Annotated in this window: 12 protein-coding genes; 1 reads left to right on the top strand and 11 read right to left on the bottom strand. The window is 34.4% G+C overall.

The genetic code is table 11. The features are described 5' to 3' along the window. Positions 1–91 precede the first annotated feature (91 nt). A complete protein-coding gene (gene clpB / locus ACWCL1_RS04290) occupies positions 92–2689 on the bottom strand; it encodes an ATP-dependent chaperone ClpB (protein WP_454545682.1) in 2598 nt (865 codons plus the stop codon). Positions 2690–2803: 114 nt separating this feature from the next. Between clpB and ACWCL1_RS04285 the strand changes: the two genes are divergently transcribed. Next, positions 2804–3535 (top strand): sulfite exporter TauE/SafE family protein, encoded by a 732-nt coding sequence (locus ACWCL1_RS04285; RefSeq protein WP_454545681.1) that lies wholly within the window; start codon positions 2804–2806, stop codon positions 3533–3535. 46 nt (positions 3536–3581) lie between these two features. On the opposite strand, the gene dnaJ is transcribed toward ACWCL1_RS04285, so the two are convergent. The 10 genes from dnaJ to rnpM all read right to left on the bottom strand — a co-directional run bounded on the left by dnaJ (position 3582) and on the right by rnpM (position 13701). Continuing rightward, positions 3582–4706, bottom strand: a complete 1125-nt coding sequence (gene dnaJ / locus ACWCL1_RS04280) for a molecular chaperone DnaJ (RefSeq protein ID WP_454545680.1) — start codon at positions 4704–4706, stop codon at positions 3582–3584. 103 nt (positions 4707–4809) lie between these two features. After that, positions 4810–6666, bottom strand: a complete 1857-nt coding sequence (dnaK, locus tag ACWCL1_RS04275) for a molecular chaperone DnaK (protein ID WP_454545679.1) — start codon at positions 6664–6666, stop codon at positions 4810–4812. A gap of 21 nt (positions 6667–6687) precedes the next feature. Beyond that, positions 6688–7284, bottom strand: coding sequence for a nucleotide exchange factor GrpE (gene grpE / locus ACWCL1_RS04270; RefSeq protein ID WP_454545678.1), 597 nt, complete (start codon positions 7282–7284; stop codon positions 6688–6690). A 16-nt stretch (positions 7285–7300) separates the two neighbouring features. Then, positions 7301–8323, bottom strand: a complete 1023-nt coding sequence (gene hrcA, locus ACWCL1_RS04265; protein ID WP_454545677.1) for a heat-inducible transcriptional repressor HrcA — start codon at positions 8321–8323, stop codon at positions 7301–7303. Between the two features lie 130 nt (positions 8324–8453). Further along, on the bottom strand, positions 8454–9407 hold the full coding sequence (ribF, locus tag ACWCL1_RS04260; RefSeq protein WP_454545676.1) for a riboflavin biosynthesis protein RibF: 954 nt from the start codon (positions 9405–9407) through the stop codon (positions 8454–8456). Positions 9408–9419: 12 nt separating this feature from the next. Next, positions 9420–10331, bottom strand: coding sequence for a tRNA pseudouridine(55) synthase TruB (truB, locus tag ACWCL1_RS04255; RefSeq protein ID WP_454545675.1), 912 nt, complete (start codon positions 10329–10331; stop codon positions 9420–9422). A gap of 62 nt (positions 10332–10393) precedes the next feature. Next, positions 10394–10753 carry a 30S ribosome-binding factor RbfA gene (gene rbfA / locus ACWCL1_RS04250; protein WP_454545674.1) on the bottom strand — a complete coding sequence of 120 codons (360 nt, stop codon included), beginning with the start codon at positions 10751–10753 and terminating at the stop codon, positions 10394–10396. 25 nt (positions 10754–10778) lie between these two features. Then, the gene (infB, locus tag ACWCL1_RS04245; protein ID WP_454545673.1) at positions 10779–13043 is read right to left on the bottom strand and encodes a translation initiation factor IF-2; all 2265 of its coding nucleotides are present in this window, start codon (positions 13041–13043) and stop codon (positions 10779–10781) included. 63 nt (positions 13044–13106) lie between these two features. Beyond that, entirely contained in the window at positions 13107–13412 is a 306-nt protein-coding gene (locus ACWCL1_RS04240; protein ID WP_454545672.1) for a YlxQ-related RNA-binding protein, read from the bottom strand. Continuing rightward, entirely contained in the window at positions 13405–13701 is a 297-nt protein-coding gene (gene rnpM / locus ACWCL1_RS04235; protein WP_454545671.1) for an RNase P modulator RnpM, read from the bottom strand. Before rnpM ends, ACWCL1_RS04240 begins: the two co-directional genes overlap by 8 nt. Positions 13702–13705 lie beyond the last annotated feature (4 nt).

Below are 13705 nucleotides of genomic sequence, written 5' to 3'. Positions count from 1 at the left end.
GAGAGATACCATGACAGTATCTCTCTTTTATTTTTCCTATGTTGTCAGCTTCTTACAAATTTTATTCAAATTTTTGTAAAAAAATACATCATTACTTACTTTTAGTAACCTTAAACAACAATTCTTGATTTTCATCTAAAACTATTAAAACCTTTGACTTATAAGCAATCTTCCCTGCAATGATTTCTTTTGCAAGTGGTGTTTCAACATGTGTTGTAATAAAGCGTTGTAATGGCCGTGCTCCGTAAGCGGGATCATAACCTTCTTTAGCAATGAATTGGCGTGCAGGCTCATCAATAGTTAGTTGAATTTCTTGAGAAGCCAAGCGATTTGACAACTGTGCAATAAATTTATCAACAATTTTTTCAATTGAATTAAGTGTTAGTGGTGTAAACGTGATAATGTCATCAATTCGATTTAAAAATTCTGGTTTAAAATGTGCCTGTGCTAACTTCATAACTTGCTCTTTAGTTTCAGTTGAAATTTTACCATCTGCTTGAACATTGTTTAATAAAATTTCAGACCCAAGATTTGAAGTCATAATTAAAATCGTATTTTTAAAATCAACTGTTCGTCCTTGACCATCTGTCAAGCGCCCATCATCAAGTACTTGAAGTAAAATGTTAAAGACATCTGGATGAGCTTTTTCAATTTCATCAAACAATACAATTGTATATGGATTTCTCCGCACTGCTTCTGTTAACTGACCCCCTTCTTCATATCCAACATATCCAGGAGCTGCTCCTACTAACCGAGAAACAGATGCTTTTTCCATATATTCACTCATATCAATTCGCACCATATGTTTTTCAGAATCAAATAAGTTTTCTGCCAATGCCTTTGCTAGTTCTGTTTTTCCTACTCCTGTTGGTCCTAAGAACATGAATGAGCCCAATGGTTTAGATGGATCTTGTAAACCTGCACGTGATCTTAAGACTGCATTCGCAACAGCATCAACAGCTTCATCTTGTCCAATCACTCTTTGATGTAAACTCTCTGCTAAATGCAATAGTTTTTCGCGTTCGCCTTCAACTAATTTCGCTACTGGAATTCCTGTTTCTCGACTAATTACAGCAGCAATTTCATTTTCAGTAACTGATTCTTCTACCATCCATTCATCGGGACGATCATTTTCTTCTAATTGATTTAATTCCTTTTCTAATTGTGGAATGATCGCATGTTGCAACTTGGCTGCCTTTTCTAAATCATATTCGCTTTCAGCTTTTTCAAGATCATGCTTTGCCTTGTCAAGTTCGGCTTTCTTATCACTAACTTGTTGAATATCAGCCTTTTCATTTTCCCATTTAAGTTTTAGTTTATTAACCTTTTCACGTGTATCAGCCAATTCTTTTTGAAGTTCTTTCAAACGTTGTTGTGAGGCACTATCCATTTCCTTTTTCAAAGCTGCTTCTTCAACTTCTTGTCGCATCAATTGACGCGTTGCTTGATCTAATTCAGTTGGCATGGAATTCATTTCTACTTGAATCTCAGCGCAAGCTTCATCAACCAAATCAATTGCTTTATCTGGTAAATAACGATCGGTAATATAACGGTTTGATAATGTTGCAGCTGCAACTAAGGCATTATCATGAATCCGAACACCATGGTGAATTTCATAACGTTCTTTTAATCCCCGTAAAATTGAAATTGTATCTTCAACGGTTGGTTCTTTTACTAAAACTTTTTGGAATCTTCTTTCCAAAGCCTTATCTTTTTCTACATATTCACGATACTCATCTAGTGTAGTTGCTCCAATTAAATGCAATTCACCACGTGCAAGCATTGGTTTTAATAAGTTTCCAGCATCCATGCTGCCTTCTGTTTTACCTGCACCAACAATATTATGAATTTCATCAATAAATAAAATAATTCGTCCTTCACTTTTTTGAACTTCTTTTAAAACTGCTTTTAGTCGTTCTTCAAATTCACCCCGATATTTTGCACCAGCAATTAATGCACCCATATCTAATGAAAAAATAGTTTTATCACGTAAATTTTCAGGAACATCTTTTTTAGCGATTCGTTGAGCTAATCCTTCTACAATCGCTGTTTTCCCGACACCTGGTTCTCCAATTAATACCGGATTATTTTTACTTTTACGTGATAAAATTCGAATAACATCACGAATTTCATCATCACGTCCAATAATTGGATCTTGCTTACCACTTACAGCTTCCTTAACTAAATCAATTCCATATTTTTCAAGTGCTTTATATTGCGCTTCTTGATTTTTACTTGTCACGTGTTCGCCACCTCGTAAATCGTTAATAATATCTTGCAGTTTTTTATAAGTAACTCCTTGATTTTCTAAAAATTGCTTCAATGGATTATATTGCATTTCCATTAATGCTAAAATCAATGTGTCAACTGCTACATAATCATCCTGTAACTTTTGCTTTAATTGATCAGCTTTTTGCAATAATCGAAATAAATTTTGGCTTAAAGTTTGCCCATAAGCCACATTTCCTTCAATTCTTGAGATACTATCAATTTCGCGATCAAGCTCTTGATTTATATCCTGAATATTTAATCCCGCTTTTTGATAAATTTCCTCACCTAATTCACCTGGTTGAACTAAATATTTAAAGACATGGGGAATATCAATTTCTTGCTGATGGCGGGTAATTGCAATTTGTTGTCCTTCTGCAATTGCATCTTGCACTGCTTGAGTTATATTTTCATTATTCAAAGCAATCATCCTTCCTTAGTTAAAGTAACTTATTATTTAAATTTAAATCTGTAAAAATTAATATAATTCGTGTATACTTGAACAGATAACCAATTTAATAAGGAGACGAGTACATTGTTTACATATATTGCGTTAGCAATTGTTGTCTTTGGTGCAGCATTAGTTCAAAGCACTAGTGGTTTTGGCTTTGGAATCATATTTATGGCAATCATGCCATTAATCTTGCCTTACAAAGAATGCAATGTATTAACATTAGCTACTGTATTAGTCCTTCAAGTATATACGGTAATTAAATTTCGCAAGCACATTAACTTTAAACTTGTGATTGTACCTGCGATTGCTGCATTAATATTTGGCAGCATTGGAGTGCATTTAATGATCAGTATCAATGCACGCTTAATGGACTTCGTTTTAGGCGGCTTTTTATGGATACTAGCCTTTTATCTAATTATATTGGCTAATCGAATCCATTTGAAGAAAAATACAATTACTGGCTTTTGTGCAGGTGCATTTGGCGGATTCATGGATGGAATGTTCGCAATCGGTGGTCCTCCAATGGTAGCATACTTTGATTCCGTTATGAATGATCCAATGGAGTATCAAGCAACCTTGCAAACATATTTCATGATCACAACAGTAAACGTATTAGTTAATAATATCTTATATGGTAATTTCACTTCCAAATATGCTTGGCCACTTGTGATTTCAATTATTAGTTGTTTAGCTGGAACTACACTTGGAATGCATTTTACTCAAAAAATTTCGATGAAATTTGTCCGTAAACTGGCATATACAGTAATGGTTTTAGCAGGAGCATATCACATTTTCAAAGGAATCTTCTTTTAAGTTATAAAAATAGAGGCTGTGACGAAAAGTCATGGCCTCATATTTTTTAAAATTTATCTTTTAACTTATCGAAAAAGCCTTCATTAACCTTTTCATTTGATGCTTCAGCAAACATCTTTAATGCTTCTTTTTGTTTATGGTTAAGTTTCTTAGGTGTTTGAACTTGAACAGTGACTTTTTCATTACCATTACCATTTCCTCTTAATTTTGGCGCACCTTTACCTTTCAAGCGGAAAGTTGTTCCCGTTTGAGTCCCTGCTGGGATATTTAGTTTTACATCACCATGAACAGTTTTAACTTGAATTTCAGCACCTAATGCAGCTTGAACAAAACTAATTGGTTGAGTTAAGTAAATTTCCGCACCATCTCGTTTGAAAATTTTACTTGGTGCCACATCAAAGATAATAAATAAATCACCATATGGTCCACCATTATAACCAGCTTCACCTTGTCCTTGTAAACGCATTTGGTTACCATCTTCAACTCCAGCTGGAACTGTCACTTCAACTGCATGTTTTTCGTTAACTCGACCAGATCCATGACAAGTTGGACATTTTTCCTTAATTTCTTTTCCTGTACCATGACATACATCACATTCTTGTTGTGTCATCATACGGCCTAAAGGAGTTTGCCGTTCAACTTGAATTACACCAGATCCATGACATTTTGAACATGTAACTGGAGAAGTTCCCGGCTTGGCACCAGATCCATGACAAGTCTTGCAAACTGCTTCTCTTGTATACTCAATTTCTGTTTTCTTTCCAAAAATTGCTTCTTCAAATGTTAAGTGCATTTCGTACTGCAAGTCTCTTCCTTGACGAGGACTATTTTTAGTTCTTCCAGCACCACCGCCGAAAAATGAACCAAAAATATCTTCAAAACCGCCACCGCCAAAGTTACTAAAGCCACCAAAATCACTGAATCCACCAGCACCGCCGCCAAAGCCTTGTTGACCAGTAGAACCAAATTGATCATACTGTGCTTTTTTCTGTGGATCACTTAAAATTTCATACGCTTCATTAACTTCTTTAAACTTCTTTTCAGCACCTGGTTCATGATTCAAATCAGGATGATATTTTTTTGAAAGTTTTCGGTATGCCTTCTTTATATCAGCATCAGACGCATCTTTGCTGACACCTAATACCTCATATGGATTTATTTGTTCAGCCATTAACTTTCCTCCAAAAATAATAATATCTTGTTTAAGATTACCATTAGTTAAAATAAAAAGTCAAAGACCAAAGGACTTTGACTTTTTATTCAACTATGACAAATTAGTTTTTGTCATCTGGGTCTACTTCCTTAAAATCCCCATCAACTGTGTTGTCATCATTGTTACTATCATTATTTGTTGTTTGATCACTTGCACCGTTTGCTTCTGTCGCACCTTGAGCTTGTTGTGCTTGTTGATACAACTTAACTGACATGTCTTGGATAAGTTTTGTTAAGTCATCCTTCTTAGTCTTCATTTCATCAATGTTGTTTGCTTCTTGAGCTTTCTTCAAAGCATCACGTGCATTTTCGATGTTCTTAACTTCATCATCGCTAACCTTACCCTTGATTTCTTCAAGTGTCTTGTCAGTTTGGAATAATAATTGGTCAACTTCGTTTCTTAAGTCAACTTCTTCTTTCCGTTTTTTATCAGCAGCTTCGTTTTCCTTAGCTTCCTTAACCATCCGATCGATTTCTTCATCTGAAAGGCCTGAAGAACTCTTGATAGTAATCTTTTGTTCCTTGTTTGTTCCTAAGTCTTTTGCAGAAACATTTACGATTCCGTTCTTATCAATGTCAAATTTAACTTCAATTTGAGGAACACCACGAGGAGCTGCTGGAATGTCTGTTAATTGGAAACGACCTAAAGTCTTGTTATCTGCAGCCATTGGCCGTTCACCTTGTAATACGTGAATATCTACAGCTGGTTGGTTATCAGCAGCAGTTGAGAATACTTGTGACTTAGATGTTGGAATTGTTGTGTTACGGTCAATTAATTTAGTAAACACGCCACCCATTGTTTCAATTCCTAATGATAATGGTGTAACGTCAAGTAAAACAACATCTTTAACATCACCAGTAATTACCCCACCTTGAATGGCTGCACCTAAAGCAACGGCTTCATCTGGGTTAACTGATTCGTTTGGTGTATGACCAGTTTCATTTTTAACAAGTTCCTTAACAGCTGGAATTCGAGTTGAACCACCAACTAAGATAACTTCATCAATATCAGCATTGGTTAAACCTGCATCTTTCAATGCGTTTTGCACTGGAATGCGAGTCTTTTCTACAAGATCATGTGTTAATTCATTGAATTTTGCACGTGTTAAAGTTGTTTCTAAGTGCAATGGGCCACTTTGACCTGCAGCAATAAATGGTAATGAAATTTGAGCAGATGTAACTCCTGATAAATCCTTCTTAGCTTTTTCAGCAGCATCTTTCAAACGTTGCATTGCCATTTTATCTTGTGATAAGTCAATTCCATTGTCCTTCTTAAAGTTTTCAATTAACCAATTCATAATGGCTTTATCAAAGTCATCCCCACCAAGATGAGTATCACCATTTGTTGAAAGTACTTGAAAAACACCGTCACCTAATTCAAGGATTGAAACATCAAATGTTCCACCACCAAGGTCATAAACTAAAATCTTTTCATCTTTATCAGTCTTATCTAAACCATAAGCTAAGGCTGCAGCAGTTGGTTCGTTAACGATTCGTTCAACTTTTAAGCCAGCAATCTTACCAGCATCTTTTGTTGCTTGCCGTTGAGCATCGTTAAAGTAAGCTGGAACAGTAATAACTGCTTGGGTAACCTTTTCACCGAGATATGCTTCAGCATAATCTTTAATGTATTGTAAAATCATTGCTGAAATTTCTTGTGGTGTATATTCTTTTCCTTCAACAGTTACTTTATAGTCAGCTTCACCCATGTGACGCTTAATTGATGAAATTGTATCAGGGTTTGTAATTGCTTGTCGCTTAGCAACTTCACCAACTTGAGTTTCACCATCTTTAAATGAAACTACAGAAGGAGTTGTCCGGTTTCCTTCTGGATTTGTAATAATTTTTGCTTCTTTACCTTCGAGAACAGCAACAGCTGAGTTTGTTGTTCCTAAATCAATCCCAATAATTTTTGACATATCAAAATACCTCTTTCTTAATTATTGTGCAACAACAACCATTGCAGGTCGTAAAACGCGATCTTTTAACATATAGCCATCTTGATAAACTTCAACGACTGTATCTTTAGTTTGTCCATCTTCAACTGGTACAGTCTTAACAGCTTGATGTTTAGTTGGATCAAATGGTTGATTTAATGCTTCGATCTTTGTAATTTCATTATCCTTCAAAGCTTTTTCCATATCACGTGCAACCATTTCAATTCCACGTTTTAATTGTTCTGAAGCATCTTTTTCAACTTCAGCTTGTAATGCACGATTTAAATTGTCCATTACAGGCAAAATTTCCGTTGCAAGTTTTTGACCTTCATATTTTAAAAGTTGAGCTTGTTCATTTTTAAAACGTTTAGTCATATTTTGCATTTCTGCTTCTGCACGTAAATATTTGTCTTCAATTTCGTCATATTTCTTTTGCAAATCTGCTAATTGCTTTTCAATATCTGATTGGTTATCAGTTTGCTCATTTGACTGTTCATTTAAATCAGCTTGCGCTTTTTTAGATGTATGTTTTGCTTCTTGAGCATCAACATTTAAATCTTCCGCAGCCTTTTTATTTAAATGTTTTTCTTCTTTAGCCAAATCAACACCCCTTTTCCTATTTATGATAATAATTAGTTAACCTTTTCGACAATTCATCACGGAATGTGTCCATCATGCCAATCATTTTAGAATATGGCATATTGGTTGGCCCAAGAATTGCAATTAAGCCATGTCCATGATTACCATCATCATAAGTTGCAGAAACTAAACTATAATCAAGTGCATTACCTTGGCTACTATCTTTAATAGTAACTGCAACGTCTTGATCTGATTTTTGAATCAATTCATCTAAGTTAATTGAATGATCAACTAGTGAATATAGTGATTTAACTTGCTCAAGATTATCATCACTAGCAAAATTTAATAAGTTTCGCTTACCACTTACATATACATGTTCATGCAATGCCTTGTCTAAAATATCACCTACAGTTTTCATAAATCCAGATGATTGATGTAAATGATTCAAAATAGATGGTAAAATTTCTACCAGCTTATCATTTACTTGATTTAACTGCAATCCCACAATTTCATCATTGATGATTCGAATAACTGATTCTAAATCATCCCCATGAATATCAGCAGGAATAGTAAATTTTTGACTTTGAACGGAACCATCACTTGTAACCAACAAAATCATTATTTGACGGTTACGTAATGGAACTGCGCGAAAGCCTTCAATCACAACATCACTTGATTCAGGTTTTAATGAAATTGCAACGTAATTAGTCATTTGTGATAATAAGCGTGCTGATAAAGCTACAATATCGTCAACTTTTGAAAACTCATTACTTAATTCATGCCGAATATTTTTGATCATTTGTTGATCAACTTTGACTGGTTTTAATAAGTTATCAACATAGTACCGATATCCGCGCAATGAAGGAACTCTTCCAGAACTGGAATGTTGCTTCATAATATAACCTGCATGCTCTAATGCTGCCATTTCATTTCGAATAGTTGCTGAACTTACATGAATTGGTAATTGTTCTTGCAACTTCTTAGACCCCACCGGCTGACCGATATTAGTATAATCTTGGATAATTGCTTCCAAAATTGCTAATTGTCTATCTGTTAACATTTACAATCACCTCTTTAGCACTTAACACCCTCAAGTGCTAAGTCAATTATATATTACATAATATTTTGCCTTACGTCAAGGGTTTTACACACTTTTTTAGCAGAATAATTATTCGAGTGCTAATTTGTTTTTAAACTTCACTGCTATCCTTTTGCTCAAAATAATTAAGAGTAGCTTTTTTATCTTGTTTTAGCTGTTCAACTAACTGATCTGCTCCTCTAAATTTAACTGGTGCTCTTAAATAATGGAACCATTTGATTTTAACCGTTTGACCATAAACCATTTGATTAAAGTTAAACAAATTAATTTCAACGGTTAAAGGATTGGCACCAAATGTTTCATTATGACTAATCGAAGCCATTCCTAAATACCATTGATCTTCAACTTTAACTTTAACAGCATAAATCCCAATTCCAGGGATCAATTGTTCAGAGGCACTTTCAATATTAAGAGTTGGAAACCCTAATATTCTTCCACGAGCATGTCCATGAACTACCTTTCCAGTAAATTCAAATGGATATCCTAATAAATAATTGGCTAAATCTATATTGCCTTCTTGTAATAATTTTTTAATCTTAGTTGTCCCAATTTTTTCTTCATGATGACTTTGTTGAGGTACAGAAATTACTTTAAATCTGCCATTAGCAAATTGAGGTAAAGTTTGCATATTTGCAATTGTTTTTTTGCCATAAGTATAGTCAAATCCAGCAACAACAATTTTGGCATGTAAACCAACCATAAATTTATCGACAAATTCTTGAGGACTCTGTAAAGCCAACTTTTGATCAAAACAAGCAACATAGGCAAGATCAACACCTAAACTTTTAAAGAGTTCAAGTCGTTGTTCTATGGTAGTAACATACTGTACTTTTTTTTCATCTAATTTTTGAAAAAAAATCTTAGGGTAACGATCAAAGGTCATTACTGCTAACTTTAAATGATTTTTCTTTGCTTGTTTCTTTGCTTCTTTAATAACTGCTTGATGTCCTTGATGAACTCCGTCAAAAAAACCCATTGCCAAAACAACATCTTCATTTGGTATTTTGGCATAGTTAATTGGTTCTTTGATTGGAATAACCTGCATTTTTTAGGCCTCCTATGTTAAATCAATCATTGTATCTGGTTGATAAACATTTTTTTGCTGATTAAATTTGTAAATTGCGCGAACTTTTCCATCATAAGTCAGCATAATTTTATCTTCACGCAATTTAACATATTTCGCTTGTAAAAAGCCTCCATTTTTTACAATTTTCCATTGAAAATCAGTTAATTTTAACTGTTTCATGTCTTTTAAAGCAAATGAAATTGGATAAAGTGCTTCTTCTAAACGATTTTCCGCTTTTAACTTTTGTAGTTGATCAAAGGTGAACGTTTGATCTAAATTAAATCCACCGCTTTCAAGCCGTGTTAAGTCTGACATTACAGCTGCCACATTTAATTTTTTCCCTAAATCAACTGCTAAAGTTCTTACATAAGTTCCCTTTGAACACTCTACTTCAAAATTAATTTTCTGTAATCCAGTAGTTTCATCAAATTCACTTGGAGCAGTCATCTTAAATGATTTAATTTCAACGGTTCTTTGAGGACGTTCAACTTCTTCTTCGCCAGCCCGTGCATACTCATATAATTTTTTCCCTTTAACCTTAACTGCCGAATACATTGGTGGAATTTGAATAATTTTACCAGTCATCGAACTCATCACTTGTTGAATTTGCTCATCTAAAAAAGGATGCTTAAGCGGAGTTTCTTCAACTTTTTCTCCATCTAAATCTTCAGTAGTTGTTGAAAATCCTAATGTTACTTGTCCCTTATATTTCTTGCCAGATTCCATTAAGTAATTCACGACTTTAGTGGCTTTTCCAATACAAATTGGCAATACGCCATCTACATTTGGATCTAATGTTCCACTATGACCAACCTTTTTTGTTTGAAAAATTCCCCGGCATTTTATTACTGCATCATTACTTGTCATTTGTCTTTCTTTAAATAAAGGTAAAATTCCGTCCATTACTTCACTTCCTTTGCTATGTAAAAAAGAGGCTGCAACATTTGTCGGCCTCTTTTTATTAATTAAAAATTCTCTTTTTGATGAAGCTTGTTCAATAACTCATCAATATGATCACCATAACGAACAGAATCATCTTGAACAAACTTGATTTCTGGAGTTACGTAAACACTTAAGCGATGTCCTAATTCACGTCGAATTAATCCTGTTGCTTTATCTAAACCGCGTTGTGTTTTTTCTGCATCAGATGCTAAATCTGACAAAATACTATAGTAAATTGTTGCATGTTGCAAATCGCCGGTAACTTCGACACCAGTGATTGTAACTCCTTGAACACGTGGATCACGTACTCGTTTTTGTAAAATATCATTAACTTCGCGTTGAATTTCTTGTGCCAAACGACCAACTCGAACTTGTTGTGCCATCTTACCAGCCTCCTTACTTTATTCTTTATTCAACTGGAACTTCTTCCATTACAAATGCTTCAAGCTGATCGCCAACTTTAATATCGTTGTATTTTTCAATCATTAATCCACATTCATATCCAGCCTTGACTTCTTTAACATCATCTTTAAAGCGTTTCAAACTAGCAAGTTGTCCTTCATAAATAACAACTCCGTTACGAATTACCCGCACACCACTGTCGCGTCGAATAAATCCTTCAGTTACATAAGCACCACCAATTGTTCCCAATTTAGATACTTTGTAAGTTTCACGAATTTCAACTTGACCAGTAACTTTTTCACGGAAGACTGGTTCAAGCATCCCTTTCATCGCAGTTTCAACTTCATCGATTGCTTTGTAAATGACGTTGTGTAAACGAATATCAACACCATCAGCACTTGCTTGCTGCTTAGCTAATGGTGTTGGCCGTACGTTAAATCCAATGATAATCGCATTAGAAGCTTCTGCTAAAGTAATATCACTTTCATTAATAGCACCTACAGCTTGGTGAATGATATTAACTCGTACACCTTCAACATCGATTTTTTGGAAACTTTGAGCTAATGCTTCAACTGAACCTTGAACATCAGCTTTAATAATCAAATCAACTTCCTTCATTTCGCCTTCTTTGATTGTATCAAACAAGTTATCCAAGGTAATATGATTTGTTTTGTTTCTTTCCTTAATTAAAGCTTGTTCAGCACGTTTTTCACCAGCAGCCCGAGCTGTTTTTTCATCATCAAAAGTTACAAAACGATCACCAGAATCAGGAACATCATTTAAACCTGTAATTTCAACTGGTGTACCTGGTTTAGCTTTACGAATTGAACGTCCACGATCATTTGTCATTGTCCGCACACGCCCAAAAGTATTCCCAACAACAATTGGATCACCAATGTGTAATGTTCCTTGTTGAACAAGTAATGAGGCAATTGAACCTTTACCTTTATCTAAACGTGCTTCAATTACTGAACCAGCACCATGTTGTTTTGGATTAGCTTTTAATTCCATCATTTCAGCTTGAAGTAAAATCATATCCAATAATTCATCAATATTTTTACCAAACTTAGCTGAAATTTCAACAAAGATTGTATCGCCACCCCAGTCTTCTGGAATCAAATTATATTCAGTTAACTGTTCCATTACATGGTTAGGATTTGCGCCAGGCTTATCGATTTTATTAACAGCAACAATAATTGGTACTCCCGCAGCTTGAGAGTGGTGGATCGCTTCGATTGTTTGTGGCATTACTCCATCATCTGCAGCTACTACTAAAACTGTAATATCAGTTACATCAGCACCACGTGCACGCATATTAGTAAAGGCAGCGTGTCCTGGTGTATCTAAGAAGGTAATTGTCTTACCATCATGCTTGATTTGATAAGCACCAATGTGTTGAGTGATTCCACCGGCTTCGCCACTTGTAATGTTAGAATGACGTAAATGATCTAACAATGTTGTTTTACCATGGTCAACGTGTCCCATGATAGTAACAACTGGAGGACGATTTTCAAGATGTTTATGGTTCTTTTCTTCTTCTTCAAAGAATTTATCAATATCAGAAACATCTACTTCAACTTTTTCTTCTGCTTTAATACCATAATCATCAGCTAAAATTTCAATTGTATCCTTATCTAGTGATTGATTTTGGTTAACTGCTACGCCCATCATAAAGAGTTTCTTAATAATTTCAGCAGGTTCACGATGAATCTTCTTGGCAATATCAGCTACACTCATTCCCACCGTGTATACCAAAGTTTCTGGCAATGGCTTGTTTTTACGTTGAGTTACAGGTGCTTGCTTTTGATTCCGTCGTTCTTGACGCCGTTCTTTTTTATTCTTCTTTTTGTTTTTCTTATTGAATTTGTTGTTATTGTTATTTCGATAATCACTACTTACATTATTATTCTTGTTTTTCTTACCGAATTTTTTACCACCATTTTGTGCTTTTTGATGATTATTTGAATGATGATCATTTTGAGCACCATGATCTTTTTTAACTGGTTTATCATGTTTTGGTGCATTTTCTTTTTTATTTTTTACATTTTTTGAATTTTGCTTATTGTTACCATCATTTTGTGGTTTTGAGGCTTTTACATTATTTTTCACATCAGATTTATTCAAACTATTTTTCACCGTTTTCTCTTCATTTTCATCAAGCATTGACATATGGTTGCCAACTTTGATGCCGTTTTTCTTGGCAGTTGAGATAACATCTTTGCTACTTACATTTAATTCATGTGCAATTTCATAAATTCTTTTCTTACTCATATGCAAATTCCTCCATTTCGCTATTTAAACCATTATAGTTTTCAACAGCGAAATGAATTCGCATTATTTTGAAAACACTAATGATTTTAATTTTTTTCCAAAACCCGGATCAGTAACTGCAATTACTGAGCGACTTTGTCCAATTGCAATACTTAGTTCTAATCGCGTAAACGCTAATGATAATGGAATCTGGTAATAGTTGCATTTATCTTGAAACTTCTTTTGGGTTGCCTTACCACTGTCTGACGCTAAAAAAACAATCTGAGCTTGATTCTTTTGAATTGCTTTTAAAGCTAAGTTTTCGCCAGTTGTAATTTTACGTGCACGCCGCGCAATCCCAAGAATATTTTGAACTTGTGCTTTATTCATGGCCAAACAATTCAATTCGTGCAACTTTATGGTCAACGTATGCAATTAGTTCATCATAAAATTCATCTGATATCTTAATTCCAAATGCTTTATCAAATGTCTTTTCTTTTTTCGCTTTTTTAGCAGTTTCAACATCTAAATGAATGTATGCTCCACGTCCATTTTGTTTTCCAGTTGGATCAATTGAAACTTCATTTTCTTTATTTTTAACTACTCGTACTAATTGTTTTTTGGGAAGCATTTCGCCAGTTACAATATCTTTTCTCATTGGAACTTTCCGTTGTACCATGCTC

It is taken from the genome of Ligilactobacillus sp. LYQ135, from assembly GCF_053711055.1.
The sequence above is the reverse complement of the archived record's forward strand: the minus strand, read 5'-3'. Positions and strand labels throughout refer to the sequence as shown.